General features: G+C 33.3%; 17 protein-coding genes. 1 reads left to right on the forward strand and 16 read right to left on the reverse strand.

The window, feature by feature from the left end:
* Window positions 1-247: 247 nt before the first annotated feature.
* The 5 genes from M4I23_RS01330 to M4I23_RS01350 all read right to left on the reverse strand — a co-directional run bounded on the left by M4I23_RS01330 (window position 248) and on the right by M4I23_RS01350 (window position 6,387).
* Window positions 248-1,438 (reverse strand): DUF1501 domain-containing protein, encoded by a 1,191-nt coding sequence (locus tag M4I23_RS01330; protein WP_249753171.1) that lies wholly within the window; start codon window positions 1,436-1,438, stop codon window positions 248-250.
* A gap of 2 nt (window positions 1,439-1,440) precedes the next feature.
* Entirely contained in the window at window positions 1,441-2,820 is a 1,380-nt protein-coding gene (locus M4I23_RS01335; RefSeq protein ID WP_249753172.1) for a DUF1800 family protein, read from the reverse strand.
* Between the two features lie 319 nt (window positions 2,821-3,139).
* On the reverse strand, window positions 3,140-3,742 hold the full coding sequence (locus M4I23_RS01340) for a hypothetical protein (RefSeq protein WP_249753173.1): 603 nt from the start codon (window positions 3,740-3,742) through the stop codon (window positions 3,140-3,142).
* Window positions 3,743-3,754: 12 nt separating this feature from the next.
* On the reverse strand, window positions 3,755-4,690 hold the full coding sequence (locus tag M4I23_RS01345; RefSeq protein ID WP_249753174.1) for an OmpA family protein: 936 nt from the start codon (window positions 4,688-4,690) through the stop codon (window positions 3,755-3,757).
* A gap of 134 nt (window positions 4,691-4,824) precedes the next feature.
* The gene (locus M4I23_RS01350; RefSeq protein ID WP_249753175.1) at window positions 4,825-6,387 is read right to left on the reverse strand and encodes an aldehyde dehydrogenase family protein; all 1,563 of its coding nucleotides are present in this window, start codon (window positions 6,385-6,387) and stop codon (window positions 4,825-4,827) included.
* A gap of 267 nt (window positions 6,388-6,654) precedes the next feature.
* On the opposite strand from M4I23_RS01350, the gene M4I23_RS01355 reads away from it, so the two are divergent.
* The gene (locus tag M4I23_RS01355) at window positions 6,655-12,225 is read left to right on the forward strand and encodes an MG2 domain-containing protein (protein ID WP_249753176.1); all 5,571 of its coding nucleotides are present in this window, start codon (window positions 6,655-6,657) and stop codon (window positions 12,223-12,225) included.
* 77 nt (window positions 12,226-12,302) lie between these two features.
* On the opposite strand, the gene M4I23_RS01360 is transcribed toward M4I23_RS01355, so the two are convergent.
* From M4I23_RS01360 to M4I23_RS01405, 11 genes are all read right to left on the reverse strand, one after another.
* Window positions 12,303-12,929, reverse strand: a complete 627-nt coding sequence (locus tag M4I23_RS01360) for a carbonic anhydrase (protein WP_158846158.1) — start codon at window positions 12,927-12,929, stop codon at window positions 12,303-12,305.
* 38 nt (window positions 12,930-12,967) lie between these two features.
* On the reverse strand, window positions 12,968-14,830 hold the full coding sequence (locus M4I23_RS01365) for a SulP family inorganic anion transporter (RefSeq protein WP_249753177.1): 1,863 nt from the start codon (window positions 14,828-14,830) through the stop codon (window positions 12,968-12,970).
* A gap of 101 nt (window positions 14,831-14,931) precedes the next feature.
* The gene (locus M4I23_RS19780) at window positions 14,932-15,063 is read right to left on the reverse strand and encodes a hypothetical protein (protein ID WP_262922202.1); all 132 of its coding nucleotides are present in this window, start codon (window positions 15,061-15,063) and stop codon (window positions 14,932-14,934) included.
* A gap of 148 nt (window positions 15,064-15,211) precedes the next feature.
* Entirely contained in the window at window positions 15,212-15,838 is a 627-nt protein-coding gene (locus M4I23_RS01370; RefSeq protein WP_249753178.1) for a carbonic anhydrase family protein, read from the reverse strand.
* Window positions 15,839-15,859: 21 nt separating this feature from the next.
* On the reverse strand, window positions 15,860-16,681 hold the full coding sequence (locus tag M4I23_RS01375; protein WP_158846164.1) for a universal stress protein: 822 nt from the start codon (window positions 16,679-16,681) through the stop codon (window positions 15,860-15,862).
* A gap of 6 nt (window positions 16,682-16,687) precedes the next feature.
* On the reverse strand, window positions 16,688-18,280 hold the full coding sequence (locus tag M4I23_RS01380; RefSeq protein WP_158846166.1) for a SulP family inorganic anion transporter: 1,593 nt from the start codon (window positions 18,278-18,280) through the stop codon (window positions 16,688-16,690).
* A 95-nt stretch (window positions 18,281-18,375) separates the two neighbouring features.
* Window positions 18,376-18,672, reverse strand: coding sequence for a hypothetical protein (locus tag M4I23_RS01385; protein WP_158846168.1), 297 nt, complete (start codon window positions 18,670-18,672; stop codon window positions 18,376-18,378).
* A gap of 63 nt (window positions 18,673-18,735) precedes the next feature.
* On the reverse strand, window positions 18,736-19,494 hold the full coding sequence (locus M4I23_RS01390) for a tetratricopeptide repeat protein (RefSeq protein ID WP_249753179.1): 759 nt from the start codon (window positions 19,492-19,494) through the stop codon (window positions 18,736-18,738).
* Between the two features lies 1 nt (window position 19,495).
* The gene (locus tag M4I23_RS01395) at window positions 19,496-21,268 is read right to left on the reverse strand and encodes a BatD family protein (protein ID WP_249753180.1); all 1,773 of its coding nucleotides are present in this window, start codon (window positions 21,266-21,268) and stop codon (window positions 19,496-19,498) included.
* 64 nt (window positions 21,269-21,332) lie between these two features.
* On the reverse strand, window positions 21,333-22,190 hold the full coding sequence (locus M4I23_RS01400; protein WP_249753181.1) for a tetratricopeptide repeat protein: 858 nt from the start codon (window positions 22,188-22,190) through the stop codon (window positions 21,333-21,335).
* A 55-nt stretch (window positions 22,191-22,245) separates the two neighbouring features.
* Entirely contained in the window at window positions 22,246-23,283 is a 1,038-nt protein-coding gene (locus M4I23_RS01405) for a VWA domain-containing protein (RefSeq protein ID WP_249753182.1), read from the reverse strand.
* Window positions 23,284-23,342: the final 59 nt, after the last annotated feature.

The following is a 23,342-nucleotide window of genomic DNA, read 5'->3' on the forward strand; positions in this document are numbered from 1 at the left end:
GAATATTTTATCCCAAACCCTTTTAAAACTTAAAATAAAACAAACCGTTAAATCCCAAAAAAAACTAGCTACTCAGCTTGGTTTTTACTAGTTTATTTTATTCAACCTAGGATCTCTAGTATTAATATCGAGCTGCCCATCCACTAACTTCCTTTTTAATAAAGAATTCCGTATAATTTTAATAACAGAAAGTAAAGCCATAAATAAAACTTAAAACACCTTCAGAATTGAAATAAGCAATAATAAACTAAATAAACTCTAATTGATTAAACGATTTACCAAGAATCTTTTCATCATTAACATCGAGCCATTTATTCAAAACAGTGGCATAAATAGTACGGAAATCGATTTCAAATTTCAAATCACCATTATCATCCAAATTGCTTAAACTCGCCATATTATTATACAAACCTTGTTTTTTTAATTGACCACCGATAACAAATACATTGTTAGATGTACCATGGTCGGTACCCACATTTGCATTTTGTTTTACACGACGACCAAATTCCGAAAAGGTTAAAATCAAAGTATCGTTAAAGGTGTTATTCATTTTTAAATCGTTTACAAAGGCTTCAACACTTTCAGCATAAATATTTAACAATTTACTTTGTGCTCCCAACTGGTTTACGTGCGTATCAAAACCCCCCAAAGCACTATAAAATACTTTAGTATCCAGCCCAGAATTAATAAACTTTGCAGTAGTTTTTAACTGATTTGCAAAGTGATTTTGTGGGTATTCAGTTTTAGAAGAAAATGTTTTACTGGTTTCGTAAATATATTTTGCAGACGATTCTGCCGAAATCATTGACTTGTACAAATAACCCAAATTATGCTCACTTAAATGTGCATCATCTTGATGTTTTATTACGTTTTTAATATACGGGTCTTTAGATAAATTATACAGCGTTTTAGCATCTTGAGTCGCAATGGCATTCACATCCTCTCCTTTCATGGCAAGCGATAAGCTATCATTTATTTCAATAGCACTGTACGGATGTTTACCATACTGATCTAGATAGCGACCAAGCCAACCACTTTGCGAGTATTTATCGGAGTCGGAGGCTGTTTGCCAAATATCCATTGATCTAAAATGCGAACGAATTGGATTTGGATATCCCACATTGTTTATAATACACAAATTACCATTATCGTAAAGTTTTTTTAACGGCTTTAAACTTTTATGTAAACCAACCTCATCATTTAATTCTAAAATCGCTCCCTTTTTTATCCCTAAACTTGGACGTGCTTTATAATACAAATCGTTTTGATATGGAATTACCGTGTTTAATCCATCATTTCCTCCAGAAAGTTGAATAATTACCAAGCGCCTATACCCCAATTGGCTTTGCGCTACTTTCTCGAATGCTTTTACAAAACTTGGCACAAAAAACAGACTACTTGCAAGCGACGATTGTTTTAAAAATTTTCTTCTATCCATGATTAACACATTTGATATTCGGGTAACGACATAAGTTGAATGCAATATTCTTGCTTTGAAACTTTGCTTAACGATTTTAGATATGTATTAGCATTTTCGTTAATTGTACATGCTAATAGGTAATTCTCTAAATCGGAAATTTCTACATTACTAAAATGTCTATTGAAAATAGACCAATCAGCTTCCGTTTTAAAACGCTTTCCATGTTTCTTTTTAAAATTTTCTTTAGTTTCAACCATAGCATCGTCAGTTCTACCAACCTTGGCTTTAGAAATATAAGCATCATTTAATATAAGCGAAGGCAGTTTTAACCGCAGTGTAATAGTGTTAGAATCTATCCAAGTTCGCCCACCTTTCCAACCAGCGACATTAGGCGGATTCAATAATATTTGTCCCAATAATTTCTGAAGAACGAATAGCTGTTTCGATGATTTAAAATTAACAGGAACAACAGTTTTTAAACCAACCAAAAGCTCTATAGGCGATTTAATTTTTGTACCCATATTTTCCTCGTCATAAAACCAACTAGAAAGCATTAGATACCGCATTAGATTTTCGATGTCGTAATCTTTATAAAACACATCGGCAAGCTCCTCTACATGATTTTTATTGATAGTATCATTAACAAAATAACTATAAATTTTACCACAAATAAATGTGGCGCATTCCTTTTTTTCGAGGATTAAATCGACAATATCATCACCAGTAAAATTCCCTATTTCCCCAAAAAATGTTTTATCAGTTTCATCGTGTGTACGATTTTTAAAAAGAAAGTCTCCTTTTAAGTTATGGCCATAACCAGTAAAGGCTTTAGCACTTTCTTGAATATCGTATTCGGTGTAATTCCCAACTCCTAATGTGAACAACTCCATGAGTTCTCGAGCAAAGTTCTCGTTAGGTTTTTGTTTTTTGTTTTGCTTGGTATTCAAGTATTTTGTCATGGCGGCTTCCTTAGAAATCGCTTTTACAAAATCTTTAAAATTTCCAAGAGCATGTTCGCGAAGTCGATTATGAAAGTTTTGAGTATAAACGTAATTATTATCTTCACATACAAAATGATTCGCCCAAAAGAGTGTCATTTTTTCTCGTAGCATTTCATTAGAATTCACCAACCTTTCAACCCAAGCAACATTAAGTTCTTTTGTTTTCTGCCGACTTAACTTCTGAAATTTTTTAATATTTGCTTTCGTCTTTTCGTGTGTACCATTTAACAACTCATCGAGCTCAACTGTATCAACTTTCAAAGGTGTTACTTTTTTTGATGCTTCGATGATGCCATCAACTATCTTTTTTTTATTCTTTTTTGAAAGCTTTTCGAGTTTCTTTGGAAGAATACCAAAACCAACACGCCAATACAAATGCTGAATATGATTACTTTTCATATAACTCAATTTAAATTATTGTTTTAAAATAGAAAACAACGAATTTGTTATTACTTTGACTTGGATGAATTAAAAAAGTTTAAACATTTACATATTAAGATAATACAAGTCGTATATAAATGGTTCCGAAATCATTTATTAAAACACAAAACAAACCACTTTATTATAGTATTTAAAAATAAAACATATTATTAAGCATTGTATGCAAGTCTTAACCGAGAAATATACGTGCGTGAAAATTTCTTCTAAAAAAAAACGTTTATTCCGATAGCTATCGGAATAAACGTTTTTTTAACATTATAGTTTTAGACTTAAAGTATTACTTACCGCCATCTAATTCATCTTGCCATTTTAAAAGCTCAGCCCATTTACCTTCAGAAGCTAACCCTGCTTGTTTTGGCCATGTACCTGGTTTATGAATTTTATAACGTTCGCCTCCTGAATCTAAGACGCTTTGGCATTTTTCAATACTACATTCTGATAATGCTTTCCATGTTTTAACATCGTGATCATGAAATAATCCTTGAATTTTTGGTCCAATACCTTCAACAACCGTTAAATCGTTTTCTTTTATTTTTTTTCCAAAAACTGCTTTTGCTGCCGCGCCATCAAACACACTTAGAACAACAGGAGCTATTGCTGCTGCAGATAATGATGAAGCTAACGACGCCTTAGTCGATTCTAAAGATGCCTTAGCAGAAGCTTCTGCAGAAACAGATGATGTTAATGAAGCTTTTGTTGTTTTTAAATCACCTTCTAAAGACACTTTACTCAATTTACAAGCATTTAAGTCTGCTTCAAGTTTCGCAATTCTTGTATTGCACTCGTCATGGTTTCCTCCGCCTAAAAGTTTACCTAATAAGTAACCTAATATTGCGCAAATAGCACCTACTAATAATGGGATTAATATACACCAATTCATAATTTTATTTTTTTAGTTAATTGTAATTACTGTTCTTCTGTTTTCTGCTCTACCTTCCTCAGTAGCATTATCTGTAATAGGAACTTGTGGTCCTTTAGATGATGTCTCTATGTTACTTTCTAAAATACCATTTTTAGTTAAATAGTCTTTAGCAAAATCGGCACGTTGTTGTCCTAAAACAACATTTTTTGCAGCATTTCCTGTATTATCGGTATGCCCTACAACTTGCATTTTTACACCCAATTTATCTACACAATGTGATATATCGGCAATTTTTTGACGTTGATCCGCAGTTAAAGCAATAGAAGCTTGGCCCGTTTGAAAATGTAATACTAATGGATTTTCTCTAATAGCATCACATGCCGTTTTTAAAGCTTCCATAGAGGATGTATCTGATGCATCTGCCGTTAACACTCCAAATGATAATGGACCAAATAACGTACTATTTTCATCTGGATTAATAGCATCATTTAATTTTCCGTTTGTATCTATTTGTTTAGAAGAAACACCATGTAATACCAAGTAATTTTTAACTTCATTAGCTCTTGCTATTCCAAGATTTGGATATGCAGAATTATTAGTTTCATCACTTTTATAAAAACCTGTAATATCAACAGTTTTTAATGGGTTTGTTAAAAGATAGTCTTTCAACTTTAATACACCATCTCCAATATTACTAGAAACGGGTTGTAAAATTGAAAAATTTGATGTTTTAAAATTAAAGTTGTCATTCAAATTTAAGTTAAAATCACCGTTAGCATCACTAATTGCGAATGCGTTTTTGGTTACTTCTTTAATTTCTGGAGTTACAACACTTTTAGTCTCATTTTGTTTTTGTTTACACGTTTCCTTGCCACAGCATACGCTACAACATAGAAAATAATACAAAATTGTACCGAGAATAATAGTGAGTATAATTCCTAAAAGATAGGATGTTTTTTTACTCATTAGACTTTGTTTATTAGTTAGTAAAATATAAGTGTTTACAATATAACACTTTAGCTCATACATTAAGAAACAATAAAACAAAAAAAGTCACATTTATAGAAATGCAACTTTTTAAATAAGTAATTTTTTAGATGTTATAAATCAAACTTTATACCTTGTGACAAAGGTAATTCTGTTGTATAATTAATCGTGTTTGTTTGTCGTCGCATATATACTTTCCAAGCATCCGAACCAGATTCTCGACCACCACCTGTATCTTTTTCTCCACCAAAAGCGCCACCAATTTCAGCACCAGAAGTTCCAATATTTACATTAGCAATTCCACAATCTGACCCTAAAACAGACAGAAAACGTTCAGCTTCCCGTAAATTGTTCGTCATAATAGCCGATGATAAACCTTGAGCCACTTCGTTCTGAATATCAATGGCATTTTCAACATCGCCCGAATATTTCAACACATATAAAACAGGAGCAAATGTTTCATGCTGTACAATTTTAAAATCGGGTTTAGCCTCTGCAATCGCCGGTATTACATAACAACCACTTTCGTAACCTTCTCCCGAAAGCACACCTCCTTCAACTATAATTTTCCCACCTTCTTCAACTACTTTTTGCAAAGCATTTTTATACATATTCACAGCATCGACGTCAATTAACGGACCAACATGATTGTTTTCGTCTAGTGGATTTCCAATACGCAATTGTTTATAAGCATCTACAATGGCTGTTTTTACTTTATCGTAAATAGCTTCGTGAATTATTAATCTTCTAGTCGATGTGCAACGTTGCCCACAAGTACCAACCGCACCAAAAACAGCACCAATAACCGTCATTTTTATATCGGCATCTGGTGTTACAATTATGGCGTTGTTTCCACCAAGTTCTAGTAAGCTTTTACCCAATCGTCCTGCAACTTCTTGAGCAACAACTTTCCCCATTCTAGTAGATCCAGTTGCAGAGATTAAAGGAATTCGAGTATCCTTGGTCATAAATTCACCAACTTTATAATCGCCATTTATTAAACAAGAAATACCTTCTGGTAAATTGTTTGCAGCAAAGACTTCGGCTGCAATATTTTGGCAAGCGATACCACAAAGGGGTGTTTTTTCACTAGGTTTCCAAACACAAACATCTCCGCAAATCCATGATAAAGCGGTGTTCCAAGCCCAAACAGCGACAGGAAAATTAAAAGCCGAAATAATACCAACCACACCCAAAGCATGGTATTGTTCGTACATGCGATGCCCAGGACGTTCGGAGTGCATGGTTAATCCGTGAAGTTGGCGCGATAAACCTACGGCAAAATCACAGATATCAATCATTTCTTGAACCTCTCCAAGACCTTCTTGGTAACTCTTTCCCATTTCATAAGAAACCAGTTTACCTAAAGCTTCTTTTTTTTCTCGTAATTTATCTCCAAATTGGCGTACAATTTCTCCACGTTGCGGTGCAGGCATAGTTCGCCATGTTTTAAATGCAGAAGTTGCCGTTTGCATAACCAAATCAAAATCGGCTTGAGATGTTGTTTTAACCTTACCAATTAATTGCCCATCTACAGGCGAAAAACTCTCAATAACGGCACCATCATCGCTATGCGAAAACTGGTTAGAACCTGTTGATGTTCCTTCATTTATAGTTTGAACACCTAAGGTTTTTATTGCGTCGTGTATTCCAAATTCACTTGCTATAGCTTCCATCTATTACAGATTTATAGTTTTTGTTTAATTTCTTTTACGAATATACTATTAAAAAGCCGTATTTACTGATATTTACTCTTAAATTCGACTAAGAATAATGTTGCTTTTTTCATCATAAAATCAATCAAAATCATCAAAAACGTTTAACTTTATAAACAATTTAACAAAACCAAAAAACCTAAATATTAAAAAGCGAAGGTGTTTTATTAACAGACCTCACTGTTACCCTCATAAAACAGCGCTCATTTTCATTTAACTCGTCTATTTATGTCTTTTAAAAAACTTTTAATCTTCGTCATTCTTGTCGCTATTGTTGCTTCTTGTAAAAAGAAAGTAGTCGAAACCGATAACATTTTCAAATTTAGAGACTACATCAGTTACACAACTTCAGGAAAAACTTCGGTTGCCAATCCTATTCAAATTAATTTAACTAAACCTGTTGAAGGTTGGGAAATGAATCAGGAAATAACCGACAATATTGTAATCACAAAACCACACATTGAAGGTAAACTTACTGTTGGGAACAACCATACATTACTATTTACTCCAGACGAACATTTAGAACCCGACACAGAATATGCCGTTACCATAAAACTTGGAGACATATACAAAAACATGCCAGCTGGCTTTAAGGATTATACGTTTCAGTTTAAAACTATTGCACCAAATTTTAATATTGAAACCAATAATTTGCAATCTTACAGCAAAAAATGGCAATACCTTGAAGGCGTTATCAAATCGGCCGATATTATTTCTATTAATGATGCTAAAACTTTAGTTGAAGCCACGCAAAGCGGAAAAAAATTAAATATTGTTTTTAATGAAGCGAGCGAAACTGCAAAATATTTCGAATTTAAAATTGATAGCATCAATAGAAAGATAGAAGACGATAACATTCTAGTTAAATGGAATGGAAAAGCCATAAAAGCTTCTAATGAAGGTGAAAATATAATTACCATTCCTGGTGTTAATAACTTTACAATTATTGAAGTAGACGTGATTCAATCGCCCGAACAGCATTTATCAATTAACTTTTCCGATCCCTTAAAAAAGCAACAAAATTTTGATGGTTTAGTGACTATTCAAAAAAGTAAAAACTCAAAATATATTGTTGACGGAAATGTTTTAAAAGTGTATCCCTCAAGCAAATTAGTGGGTAACATTCAGGTTGATATTTTCCAAGGTATAAAAAACACCGATGGCTATAAATTGAAAAAAATGTTTTCGGAAACTATAGCTTTCGAAGAACTAAAACCTCAAGTACGACTAATTAGTAATGGTACCATTTTACCAAATTCCGAGGAATTAAAATTCAATTTTGAAGCCGTTAATTTAAGCGCAGTAGATGTACGTATTATCAAAATTTTTGAAGATAATGTGCTTCAGTTTCTTCAAGATAACAACCTAAACTCTAATAATAAATACGATATAAAAAAGGTTGGTCGCCGTATTGCGAAACAAACCATTCAGTTACAATCTGTAGCCGAAAACACGGGGAAATGGAAAGCTTATAGCATCGATTTATCTCAGTTTTTTAAAGCTGATGCAGGTGCTATTTATCGCGTTGAATTAAGTTATAATAAAAGTTATTCTTTGTACGATTGTGAAGCTAACCCAACAACGTCAAACTCCGAAGATGATGACTACAATGATTATTACGAAGAAGAATATTATGAAGGTGATTATTCCGAGGTTGATTCTGAAGATGAGGAATTACGAGAGGAAGCCTATTGGGACAATATAACATACCGTTATAAAGATTACAGCTATAATTGGCGTGAAGAAAACAACCCATGTCACGAAGCTTACTATAACGAAAACAAAATTGTATCACAAAATTTATTAGCTTCAAACCTTGGTGTTATAGTAAAACAAGGTGCAAACAACTCTTATTATTTTGCAGTAACTAATATTTTAAATACAGAGCCAGAAGCGAATGCTAAAGTTTCTATTTATAATTTTCAGCAACAAGAATTAGCTAGCCGAAATACGGATGAAGAAGGCTTAACTTTAATAGATTCTGATAAAAAAGCAGCCTTCGCTATTATTTCCAAAGGAAAAAACACTACTTATATAAAGCTTCACGACGCAAACTCGTTGTCGTTAAGTAAATTTGATGTTTCCGGAAATCGATTACAACGCGGACTTAAAGGTTACATTTATGGTGAGCGAGGCGTTTGGCGACCAGGTGACACGTTACATTTAACGTTTATGCTGAATGATAATGCTAATAAATTACCAAGCGGTCATCCTGTAAAACTAGAAATTACCGATCCTAACGGAAAATTAGTTTATAAAAAAGTTACAACAGATAACTTAAACAATGTTTTTAAATTTACTGTACCAACCGCCCAAGAGGATAAAACAGGCCAATACAACGCAAAAGTTTCGGTTGGTGGTGCTACATTTTATAAAGGATTGAAAATTGAAACGGTAAAACCAAACCGGCTAAAAATTAAAGTCAATTTTGAAGATGATATTTTAACAAATAACAATCCTCTAAAAGGAACATTAGATGTAAAGTGGCTACATGGTGCCGTTGGAAAAAACCTAAAAGCAGAAATTAAAGCCAAGTTTAGCACGGCATCTACTGCTTTCGAGAACTATAAGCAATACACTTTTAACGATCCTACACGTAATTTTCAAACGGAAGAAACCATTATTTTTGATGGTAAAGTAGATGAAAATGGTTTAGCACAAATTGATAATAAATTAACCATTGGGAAAAATGCACCAGGTATGCTTAATGTACAGTTTTTGGTACGTGCCTTTGAAAATGGAGGCGATTTCTCTATGGATGCCTTTACCAAACAATATGCACCTTATGAGTCTTTTGTGGGTTTACGCTCACCTAAAGGCAATGCTTATGGATCATTTTTTACAGATGAAAATCAAACTTTTGATGTTGTTGTAGTCGATGCCCATGGTAAACCCGTTAAACGAAATAACCTTGAGGTTAAAGTCTATAAAATCGAATGGCGTTGGTGGTGGAATTCATCATACGATGATTTATCGAGCTACGTTTCTAGTAGTTACCATAAGCCATATTCTAATTCAAAAATAAGTACAGATTCAAAAGGCAAAGGTACTTTCAACTTAAAAATCCCAAATAACGAGCGCGGACGTTATTTAATAAGAATTTCCGACCCTATTAGTGGTCATGCTACAGGCCGTACCGTTTATTTCTATAAAAACTGGTGGCAAAATTCGGGATCAAAAGATAAAGAAGCTGCAAAAATGCTTGTTTTTTCTGCTGATAAAGAAAAATATAATGTTGGAGAAACAGCGAAAATAACCTTTGCTTCAGGTAGTGAAGGTCGAGCTTTAGTAAGTATTGAAAACGGTACCGAAGTTTTAGATCGCAAGTGGGTAAAAACTCAAAAAGGAGAAACCGTTGTAAATATTGGCATTACACCAGATATGGCTCCAAATGTGTTTGTAAACATATCTCTTTTACAGCCACATGCTATTTCGGCTAACGATTTACCAATACGTTTATATGGTATAATCCCTATTATGGTAGAAGATCCAGAAACCAAACTAGAGCCACAATTAGCTATGCCAGACGCGCTACGTCCAGAGCAAATATTTGATGTAAAAATTTCAGAAAAAAACAATAAACCTATGACATATACCATTGCTATGGTAGAAGAGGGTTTATTAGATCTAACCCGGTTTAAAACACCAAACGCATGGAACGAATTCTATAAACGTGAAGCTTTGGGTGTAAAAACTTGGGATGTTTTCGATGATGTTATTGGTGCATATTCTGGTAGTATCGATCAAGTTTTTGCAATTGGTGGCGATGGCAGCGCAGCTGGCGGAAAGAATAAAAAAGCCAACCGTTTTAAGCCTGTTGTTACTTTTTTAGGCCCTTTTAAATTAGAAGCAGGACAAAAGAAAACCCACAGCATAAAACTACCAAATTATATTGGAGCCGTGCGTACCATGGTGGTTGCAGGCGATAATAAAAATGAAGCTTACGGTAGTACCGACAAATCTGTTGAAGTTAAAAAGCCTTTAATGGTTTTAGCAACGCTTCCGCGGAAGTTGAGCCCAGGCGAGAAAGTAACGCTTCCGGTAACGGTTTTTGCTATGGAGCCAAAAGTAAAAAACGTAAGTATTAGCTTAAAACTAAGCAACGGAATTTCGGTTGTTGGCGAACAGAAGAAAGTATTAACTTTTGCGAAGCCCGATGAACAAATGACGTATTTTGAACTCGATGTTAGTAAAGCAAAAGGGATAAATACTGTAGAAGTTATTGCAACTGGAAATGGTGAGAAATCCACCTATAAAGTAGAATTAGATGTTGTAAACCCTAACCCAATAACATCTAAAGTTATCGATAAAACTCTAGAAGCGCATGCAAGTGAAACTCTCAATTTATCAACCTTTGGTGTTGCTGGAACAAATGCAGCAACAATAGAGTTTTCAACCTTGCCTCCAATGGACTTTTCACGTCGTTTGCAGTATCTTATCCAATATCCGCATGGTTGTGTAGAACAAACCACATCGAGCGTGTTTCCTCAATTGTTTTTAGGCAATATTTTCGATCTTACTTTTGATAAGAAAAAAGATATTCAAACTAATATTGAAAAAGGTATTAAACGTTTAGGTCATTTTCAAAGACCAAATGGAGGTTTAAGTTATTGGATTGGTGAAAACTCAGCCAATGATTGGGGAACAAGTTATGCGGGTCATTTTATGATTGAAGCCGAAAAGAAAGGTTTTGTATTACCACTAACTTTTAAAAGTAATTGGATAAAATATCAAACACAATCGGCTCGAGATTGGCGACCAAGTTACCGCAGTTATAATTCCGATTTAGCACAAGCTTATCGTCTATACACTTTAGCCCTGGCTGGAAGTCCAGATTTATCGAGTATGAACCGTTTACGTGAATTTAGCGAAATCTCTAACGAAGCTAAATGGCGCCTAGCTGCTGCTTATGCGTTAGCAGGACAAAAGGAGGCAAGTGATAATATTTCACAATCGGCAAATATCAACTTCAAACCTTTAAAAAACAACTATTACACTTACGGATCGGTAGATAGAAATCGTGCCATGGCTTTAGAAACTATGGTACTTACCAAAAACACCCAAATGCGTGATCTCGCAGAAACGATTGCTAAAGATTTATCGAGCGATAACTGGATGAGCACACAAACCACAGCCTTCAGCTTATTAGCTATGGCTAAAATGGTAAACGCTAACGGTGGAAAAGCACTTAATTTAAGTTACTCTATTAATGGAAAAGAAGAAACCATAACTTCTAAAAGCGCTATTGCACAACGTGAGTTACAAGTAAACAATGGCGCCAACACCATAACGTTTACTAACCAAAAAGAGAACTTGGTTTATGTACGTGTTTTAAACTCCGGAAAATTACCACTGGGTAACGAATTAGTGGAACAACGTGGTTTAAGTGTTTCTATTATCTATAAAGATTTAGACGGAAATAAAATGGATATTTCAAAACTACAACAAGGTCAAGATTTTGTGGCAACCGTTCAGGTTAGTAATTTGAAAGATTCTAGCGTAAACGATATTGCATTAACACAAATATTTCCATCGGGATGGGAAATTGTAAATACACGATTTACAGCTTTTGGCAGTAGTACAACAAGCCAAGCTCGTTTTACTGATATTCGTGATGATCGTGTAAACTTCTATTTTGATTTATCTGAAAAAGGAAAATATAGCACCAAAACGTTTAATGTAATGCTGAATGCATCGTATTTAGGAACTTACTATTTATACGGAATTCAAGCGGAAGCTATGTATGACAATGACTTTTTAGTAAGAACTAAAGGGCAATGGGTTGAAGTTGAAAAGTAAACTTTAAAGACTAAAAAAGACCCGATAGATTTTAAAATCTATCGGGTCTTTTTTTATATAACTAATTAAAGATTATACTAATCTAAATGATAAATTTCCATAATATCATGTAAATACTTTTCAAAATTGATTTTTAAATCAATTAATTTACCAGTATGTAAATCGAATACCCAACCATGCACTTGTAAACCTCTATCTCTATAAGCCTTTTGTACAGCTGCCGTTTTAATAAGATTAACACACTGTTCTTTTACGTTAAGCTCCACCAAACGATCGTATTTTTTCTCTTCATCTTCAATGCTATTTAATTCTAATTTATGAATTCTATAAACATCACGAATATTACGTAACCAAGGGTTCAAAATACCTAAATCTGCCGATTGCATTGCAGCTTTAACCCCTCCACATCCGTAATGACCACAAACAACAACATGATCAACTTTTAAATGATCTACAGCATAGTTTACTACAGACATAACATTTAAATCTATACTAATAACCATATTAGCAATGTTACGATGTACAAAAACTTCTCCAGGACCTAAACCCATTAAATCCTCGGCTGTTACACGACTATCACTGCAGCCGATATATAATAATTCTGGATTTTGCCCTTTCCCTAAGTCTTCAAAATAATTTTCTGAAATAGCTAATTGCTTCTTAATCCAATCTTCATTACTTTTAAATACTTTATCTAAATCCATATTTTATATTTTTTCCTCTCTAAGAAAGTAAGATTAGGTTAATTAATATCTGTTATATTACTTTTCACCCATTGTAAACAAGATTTAAAATCTTTAAAAATATGTTCATTTGGAATAAAATCTGGAATAATATCAATACGTTCCATCATGTATTGCGGCTGTCTTAGTAAACCAACAAAAAGAACTTCAACATTATTCTTTTTAAGCTCCTGAAGCATATCTTCCATAGCATATAAACCCGATTGATCCATATACTGCATACGACCTAACCTTAAAATAACGGTTTTAGCTGTATTCGGAATTTGTAATGTCAAGGCCTGAAAATCGCTTGTAGAACCAAAGAATAATGGTCCTTTAAGGTGTTTGATAAAAACCTCTTCTTTCAAGTTTTCGGGAAAACCAACTTCATCTGCCCAAGTTTCTTCTTTTAAAGATTTCACATCCGATCGTTCGGCTGTTAAGTCTCCAATTTTCTTCATAAACATTAATGAGGCAATAATTAAACCAATACCTACAGCATAAATTAAATCCCAAAAGGTTGACAACACTAATACAATAAGCATAATTAACACTTCGGAACTTAGTTTTAAAGGCCCTATTTTAATATCTCTCGGCAAACTAGGAATGGCTTTTAAACCTTTATAATCCATAACCCCAATACCAACAGTTATTAAAATACCCGCTAAAACAGCAGCAGGAATTTTTGATGCTATCGGTCCAAGAGCCAACATAATTACTAATAACATAATACCGGCAATCATTCCGGATAACTTGGTTTTCCCCCCTGCATTAATATTTACAACCGTACGAATGGTAGCACCTGCTCCAGGAATACCTCCAAAAAGTGCAGCAATACTATTACCTATTCCTTGACCAATTAATTCTTTATTTGGTTTGTGTTTAGTTTTTGTCATATTATCTGCAACCACACTTGTTAAAAGTGAATCTATAGCACCTAATAAGGCTAAAGTAAGTGCAGTAAACACATAAGGCGTTACACTACCTAAACTAAAGCTTGTAAACATTTCGAGTTTAGGGACTGGAATGCCACCAGGGATTTCAGAAATACGTCGATAACCTAAATTAAACCCATAGGCAATACCCGAGACCACAACCAATGCAACTAATGTACTTGGCACCGCTTTGGTAATACGTTTAAAACCATAAATTATAAATATGGTTGCTAATGCCAAAGCCAATTCTAGCCAATCAATATTTTGCAATGCACGCGGCAAAACTTTAATAGCACCAACCGTTCCGGAGGCTTCTTTAGCAGCCAAGGTTTGCGACTCGATTAGTATTTGCTCTGGAGTAATACTTTCGGCCTGACTAATAGTTTCTTTAAAATTTTCGAGTACTAATATACCTTCACCGGCTTCTTCTTTAAGAATATTTTCAAGCATCACCTCTTCTGCCTGTGGCTTAAATTGTGCTACAAACTCAACATCTTCCTTTGGGTAATAACCTATAGATGGTAAAATTTGAGTTAAAAGAATTATAACACCAATAGCCGTCATAAACCCAGATACTACTGGATAAGGAATATACCTAATGTATTTACCAAGCCCCAAAAGACCTAAACCTACCTGCATTAGCCCAGCTAACATAAAAACAGTTAAAATAGCCGGCAGTGCTTTTTCTACGCTACCATCGTTTGCTGCAACAATACCAGCAATAACAACCATACTTACCGCCGTCATTGGAGCTGTTGGTCCAGAAATTTGTGTATTAGTACCTCCCAATAATGCTGCAAAAAAACTAATAAATATAGCTCCATAAAGACCTGCTTCCGGCCCTAAACCAGACGAAACTCCAAAAGCTAATGCTAATGGTAACGCCACAATACCTGCGGTAATTCCACCAAAGGCATCTCCTTTAATATTTGAGAACAGGTTCTTCATATCCTTATTTTAACTTTTTCTCTAAGTTAACTTAAATTTTTAATGATTTAAAAATTGCAGACCTTCTTTTATCAGAAATTAACAAAAGCAATCTAATTGATTTAATCACTGTTAGGAGTTTCAAAAAACAAATTCACATGCCCCAACTCTAATCGTAAGTGTTCCGAAAAGGCATAACCTAAACCGCTTACAACATCATAATTTCTGTGTTGTAATTTGCAAAGGATGCCCATTGCTTTTTAGTTTTTGTTTCCAACATCTATAACCCAATTTACTAAATCACTTTCTTCAGCATATATAAATATAGGTAACATTAACATCACTGCTAATGCTACCACAACTTATTTTTTTTTAATAAAGGAATTAACTATTTACGCTTATTTAATAAAAACTTACAGCTCCTGTATTAACATCATACATAGCCCCAATAATTTTTATTTCTCCATTTTTTTCCATTTCGGTAAGTATTGGACTTTCCGCATGAATTCTATCAATCATTAATTCCACATTTATGTGTGATACTTCATCAACAAATTCTAAATTTTTCGAAGTTCTTAAGCTTTCATCTTTAGGCTCTGAAACAGCCTTAACTGCAGGCGTTATTTTTTTAACTAATTTAGTTAAATTACCCATTTCGGCATGGTCGCAAGCACCTTTTACAGCACCACAACTAGTATGACCTAAAACTACAATAAGCTCTGTGCCTGCCAACTTACATGCAAACTCCATACTACCTAAAATATCTTCGTTTACAATATTACCTGCAATACGAATACTAAAAATATCTCCTAACCCTTGGTCAAAAACCAACTCAGCAGAAACTCTAGAATCTATACAACTTAAAATAGTGGCAAATGGAAATTGTCCAGAACTGGTATCGTTTACTTGTTCTAAAAGGTTTCTATTTGCTTTTAAATTATTTTGAAATCTTTGATTTCCTTCTTTTAAATATTGTAATGACTTTTCAGGAGTCATTGTCGATTGTGTTTCTTTTGTATGTGCTTTCATAATATTTTATTTATTTAATTTTTAAACAGCTAATTTTTGTGTGCTACCCGTAATAAAGAGCGACACGTTAACGCTGTTAATTACACCTTTAACTTCCGCCTTATTGTTAGCGCTTGCATCAGTGTTATCTGCACGGTTTATAAACAATAGATTTACATGACTTTTCTCTAAGTAATTCGCCAAATTCTTAATAGTATTATCATTTTTTTCAAACACATAATCTACGCCTTTATTGATAGAAGAATCAATGTTTTCTTCTGCTTTATTCGAGCTATCTACAATATTGAACGATTTTAAAGGCTTACTAGTTTTAGCTAGTAAATCTTCCGTAAAGGCTTGATTAAAATCTTGAGATTTTCCATTTAGCAAACCAATATGCAAATCGGTTTCAGGCGATATCCAATTTTTGTTAGAAACTATCATTACTGGACCTTCATAGGTTTTTAAAACAAAATCGGTAATATTATCACCAACTAATTTTATAACCTTAGAATTTCTTTTTCCTAAAACAATAATATCTGGTTTTGTTGCTTTTATGTAAGCTTCAATTTCAGATTTCACATTACCAATACTCAAATTAGAAGTAATATTAACGCCATAAGTTTGGCTTAATGGGTTTATAGTTTCTTTAATTTTATTTCGCGATTGGTTTTGCTCATGATTTAAAGCACGTATCGCCGATAACTGACTATCGGTACCTATAACATCGGTTGGTTTTTTTACATGAAATAAATCGACCTCTGCATCTATCATTTTAGACAAACTAACAGCGCTTGTTATTGTGCTATTAGTGTGTTTCTTTAAATCTGAAAGCACTAAAATTTTAAATTTCTTATTTTTCATAGTGATTTAGCTTAAACTCAAATTAGACTTCTCTCTTTCGTTAAAAAACTTAATAAAACTCGATGGATTTTCGACAATACCGCGTTTAGAAACAAGCTTAATGTCAATATTTCTTTCTTCAGCTTTAAATAGAAAATCTTCAAGAATCTCGATAATATCATTATCTAAATACCGCGTTTTAATAAGATTAATTTCCAAAATTGTATCGATCGGCAAACTATCTAACTCTTTTAAAATAGCACCTTTATTGAAAAATGTAACCTCTTCAGCTAAAGTCATTTTAATTTTATGTTTACCATTGCTATTATCTTCAATATGAAGAAAATGCGAATTCTGGTAACTTTTTAAAAGTATAACTACAATACCTACAGTTAAGCCTAAACCAATACCCCAAAGTAAGTCGATAAATACAATACCTAAAACTGTTACTGTAAAAGGAATAGATTGTTTCCAACCCATTTTATACATTTTAAGAAACAAACTTGGCTTCGCTAATTTATATCCTACAACTAATAAAATAGCTGCTAAAACTGATAACGGAATCATGTTTAATAACTTAGGAATAACCACTACCGATATTAATAATAATAATCCGTGAATTATAGCCGACATTTTTGACATACCACCCGATTGAATATTTGCAGAACTACGCACAATTACCTGAGTGATAGGCAAACCACCTATTAAACCAACAATAATATTACCTGTACCCTGTGCTAATAATTCGCGATTAGTTGGTGTTACATTTTTATGTGGATCTAACTTATCGGTAGCCTCAACACTTAATAAAGTTTCTAAACTGGCTACTAAAGCAATGGTGAAAGCAACAATCCAAACATCAGGATTTGTAATTTCCGAAAAATTAGGAAAACTAAACTGCCCTATGAATGAAGAAAAATCTTCTGGAATTGGTACGCTTACAAGGTGAGATGAAGCAATGCTTAATGTATCACTATCTTGCGTTACAACAAAATAAATAATACCAGAGACAACCGCTACAAAAGGCCCCTGTATAACTTGAAATATTTTAGCTTTTTTTGCTAAAACCTTATCCCAAAATAGTATAATTCCCAGACCTATTAGGCCAATAACAAGCGAACCTAAAATAAGATGATCGGTAATATTTAGTAAAGCAGAAAAAGTATTCTCACCAGAACTTTCAACAAAACTATCGGCTCCTTCCACCTCAGCATCATAACCAAAAAAATGTGGAATTTGTTTTAAGATGATAATAATTCCGATACCGGTTAACATCCCTTTAATAACTGAAGACGGAAAATAATACCCGATAACTCCAGCTTTTAAAATACCAAAAAGTATTTGGATAACACCACCTAAAACAACAGCTACTAAAAAGTTTTCGAAACCTCCTAACGTGCCAATAGCAGTTAAAACAATAGCTGCTAACCCAGCAGCCGGTCCACTAACACCAAGGTTAGAACCACTTAAACTACCAACAACAACACCGCCAATTACGCCTGCAATTACTCCTGAAAATAGTGGCGCACCACTAGCTAATGCAATACCTAAACATAATGGTAATGCAACAAAAAATACAACTATACTCGCTGGCAAGTCACTCTTAATATTTTTAAACATAGATAAATTCACTTTAGCCGAAGCATTATACTTCAGCAGTTTTAATAATTTTTAATAATTGAATTGAACAAAAATGTTCAATGACTGAAAAATTATTAAGAGAATTTGGGTGGTGGAGAAATTAAATTAAGATATGGTTTCGAGTACTTTTTAACATAAAAATTTAAATGATTTTTTTCTTGCTTTAAGCTTACAAAATCCTCGTTATCTAGATTTTCTAAAATAATGTCTTTTATGTTTTTAATTTTTGGGTTACCGTTTTCTTCTTCTTCTGCCATAGAGAAAAACAAAGAAATATCAACCGAATCATTAACAATAGCAATTACGGTTGGCGCTGATAGAAACACCAAAAAAGCAAATAAAAAGAATATAGAAACTAAGTTTCTCGACATTTATTTTAAATTTTATCAACCGCTAATATACTATTAAAATTTTACGGGGATATTAATAGCATATTAAAATGCTGTTAATATTTTAATATCTTCGGAAGCTAACCATCCCATTTTGCCATCGGATAGTTTTATTTTTTTCCAATTATCAACAGAATCTACAACCTGAACCTTTGTTCCTTCATGAAGTCTAAAAGATTCCTCACTACGTAAATTAGGTTCGCTTTTAACCTGAGTTTCTTGAGCAAAAACGATAGCTGGTTTATCTTTTTTATCCAATGCGTATTTCTGAAAAGCGAATGCTAAAGTCACGCATAATAATATAAGTGATAAAATACTTCCAATAAAAGTTAAACGTTTTCGGCCAGTAGAATAAGCAAAGTAATAGATTAAAAATAATATCACGAACACAAACACAAGTACTACAGTTGCTTTTGCCCAAGCATCAAACGACATACTATTAGTGATGTTTTTAAATAATTTAGAAAAGCCAACATTTGGAACCACACCAATAGCATCTACCGTCATATTTTGCGCAAATGCCAAATTGTTTTTAATGTCTTTATCATTTGGAGCCAACTGCAATGCTTTTTCATAATAAAAAATACTTGGCGCAATATTGTTAAGCTTGTAATGTGCATTAGCCATATTGAAATACAAATCGGCCGAATGTTTTTTAGTGCTTAAAATATCATCGTATTTTTGAATAGCTTCGGCATATTTACCTTCATTATAAAGTGCATTACCCTGCTTAAAAAGAGCATCGTTTTGAGCAAATAATCCAAAACTAAACAAAAACGAAAGTATGTATAATAAATTTTTCATATTAACGTGCTTGTTTATCAATTAACGAAATAGTTTTAGCGGCTTTATCATAATCCTCCTGCATGGTTACAATATCTATTGGCGTGTAACGCGCTAACTCACAGCTTTCTAAAATACCTTCAAAATCCTTTATTACTTGAGCATCTACTTCTTTTTTCAAAAGTAAAACAGTTATTTTATCTTTACTCAATTCGTTGGTTTCAATATGTAATTTTGCCTTTAAATAATTATGCAATGCTTTTTCTAAAGCGATATAAAACGCTTCTTTTTGACCTAAAGATTTCTTAGCGCTACTTAAATATTTCTTAGCTAATTTATCTGCTTTTCGAATACGGTTTCCGTAAACATCGGCATCTCTACTTGCTTTCTTATTACGAAAAACAATAGCAATCGGTATCACTAAAAACGGTAATAATAACAAGCTCCAAAACAAATTAGTTTTAAAGAAATCATTAGGTTTTATACTCGTGAAATTAGTTTTAGTTTTTATAAAAGCAAACTGGTCGTTGTTTAAAACTACTGCCTGTTTATTACTATTAGCATTAGTATTCTCAGTATTTGCGTTAGCATTGTTTAATGGACCGTTTTGTACATCGATAATAATTTCATCAGAATTTAATCGCTTATAAGTTTTAGTATTTAAATCGAAATATGAAAATGAAATACTAGGAATTGGATATTTACCTTTATACTGTGGTACTACTGTATAACTATCTAAAATATCACCTTGCATACCCGCAGAATTCGTTTTCACGTTTTCTGTATGTTCCGGTTCATAAACCTCTAATGAGCTTGGTAATGATAGTCTAGGAAGTTTAAAAAGCTTTAAATTACCATTTCCTTTAACTCCTACTTTTATTTGAAGTGATTCCGAAGCATCTAACACTTGTTTTGAGCTCGTGACATCGAAACTAAAACTACCAACAGCACCTGTAAAATCGGCAGGTTTACCTTGCTCTGGCAAAGGCTTAACTGTTATAGTTTGATTACCTGCTGATACCGTTCTACTTACTCGCGTCATTAATGACCCGCCAAAAATATCACGACGGTTTGTTGGAACACGCATAGAGAGATTTAAACTCAATGGCTCAATGTTCAATTTCCCTGTTTTTTGCGGATATAATACTGTTTTACGCAATATTAAATAGCGATAATCTTCTCCTTTAAATGTACCGTTTTGAACTTTTTGACCTTTCGTATCTATATTCTGACTCCAAAAATCATTATATCTCGGGCTATCAATTTCATTCCAGTTATCCACTGCAATATTTGGCGACACATAAAGCTTATAAACTATCGAAATAGCCTCATTTAAATACGGATTGGTTTTCGAAATTTCGGCAACCAAATGAATGTTTTCTGAAGCAATAAAGTTAGGATCATTAGGATCTTTAGGTTTATCTACTGCTGCGGTAACTACAACTTTCACAGGAACTGTTTTATAAACTGTGCCATCGATAACAATAGTAGCTTGAGAAATTGTGAAATCGCCTCGTTTCTTTGGTGTTAAAAAATAGGTGTATGTTTTTTTATAAGTACGCACACCATTAATCCAAGAGTTACTCACAGATTGGTTTGGCCCACTAACATTAAAGTTTGAAAAATCTGGCGGATTAAAATTATCGCCATCTTTATTCATTTCAAAATCGACACGTAAACGCTCGTTTACACCTAATGTTTTCTTACTTACCTTGGCTTCAAATTTAACCTGAGCAGAAGCCATACTTGAAATAAGAACGAAAAATAATATGGATATATGTTTTACTACTTTCATGTTTTAAATTTAAAAAACTTTAAGAATTTTAAAATCTTTTGGATACTGAAAACTGACTGCTAAACTACCAATCCTTTTCGGCTTTAACCTTAACTCCTTGTGCTTTTTCAGCATTCATTTTTTCTTGAACCTTTTGTTCTTGGTTATTCATGGCTTCAAGCAAGTTTTTCATTTGCTGAGCAGACATTTGTCCTGGTTGTGGTTTAGGTTGTTGTTGCTCTTTTTTATCCTTATCGCCATCTTTACCTTGATCTTCCTTTTCATCTTTAGGCTTACCTTCATCATCTTTTTTATCGTCGCCTTCCTTCTTTTCTTTATCGCCCTCGTCTTTTTTGTCTTCTTTATTATCGCCTTCCTTGTCTTTGTTATCTTTATTTTCCTTATCGTCTTTTTTATCCTTGTTATCCTTCTGGTCTTCGTTTTTGTCTTTCTTATCGTCTTTATTTTGGTCTTCTTTATCTTGCTGCTCCTTCGCACATTCTTTCGCTAGACCTAAATTATAACGTGTTTCATCATCTGCAGGGTTATTTCTTAACGCACTTTTAAAAGCTTCAACGGCTTCTTTGCATTTTTTACCTTTCATTAAAATAGTTCCAATGTTATGGAATGCCTTATGTTTTTCAGATTTTGAAGTTGCTTTTTTTGCGGCTTCTTGCAACCTGTAAACAGCCTCATCAAAACTACCTTTAGTATAATAAGCATTCCCTAAATTGTATGCACCAGCAATACTATTAGGGTTTTCTGAAATGGCTTTTCTGTATTCCATTTCCGCAGAAACATAATCATCTTCATTTACCAAATTATTGCCCTCGTAAACATAATCATTGGCTTTTTTGAGTGCTTGTAACTGTGCTTTTTCTTCATCTTGCGAAAAAGAAAAAAGGGTTACAAATAAAACTATAAGTGTTGCTAAGTATTTCATTTTTAAATTGTTCTATCTAAGATAAAAAACTTAGATTTTTTTGTTGTTAATGAAATTATAAATTCTCATTAAATAAATTCAATTTCTTCAACCAGCCTGTTTTTCGTTCTAATAAGAAGATATCTATCAATAAAAAGAAAACTCCCAAACCCAAAAACCATTGAAACTGATCTTTAAAATCGGCAAATTGCTTGGCTTCAAACTCCGTTTTGTCCATACCGTTTAATATTTCACGAATCTTTTCAACCACATCATTAGTGTTTTTTCCGTTAATATATACACCATCCGCTTCGTCGGCTATCTTTTTTAAAGTATCTTCATTTAAACGTGTAATTACCGTTTCACCTTGATTGTCTTTCTTATAATTTAAAACAATCCCATTTTTTTTAAGAGGAATTGGCCCACCTTTTACATCGCCAACACCAATGGTAAATATCCGAATACCTTCATCATGCGCTTGTTCAGCATAAGCTAAGGCATCTTCACTATGATCTTCACCGTCTGAAATAATAATTAAAACACGATTGGTTTGTTCCTCGTTATCAAAATAAGTGGTTGCTAATTTAATAGCTTCATTGATTGCTGTTCCTTGTGATGACAACATATCGGTATTCATGTTATTTAAAAACATTTTAGCCGAAGCATAATCTGTGGTTATCGGTAACTGCGGAAATGCTTTTCCAGCGTAAGCGATAATACCAACACGATCACTAGCCAAATTGTTAATGATTTGCGTTACTAGTTGTTTCGATTTTTCTAATCGATTTGGCGCAATATCTTCGGCAAGCATACTTTTAGAAACATCGACAGCAAACACAATATCGACACCTTCACGCTTTACCGTTTCTAGTTTTGTACCAATTTTAGGGTTCACTAACGCAATAGTTAAGCACAAGAATGCTAAACTTAAAACCACCACTTTTAAAATCGATTTAAACAGCGATTTATTCGGGCTTAAACGTTTTAATAACTCTTTATCGGCAAACTTTTTTTGTGTTCGGTATCTCCAAAATTGAAGCAACAAAAACAGCACGATTATTACAGGAATAATCGCTAAGGTCCAAAACCATATTTTTTCTTCTAATTGAAACATGTATCAGTATTCAGTTTTTCAGTATTCAGTTGGCAGTCAATCTTAATACTGTCTACTTC

Origin of the sequence: Algibacter sp. L4_22 (assembly GCF_023473045.1) — a bacterium.
In the GTDB taxonomy this organism is placed as follows: Bacteria; Bacteroidota; Bacteroidia; order Flavobacteriales; family Flavobacteriaceae; genus Algibacter.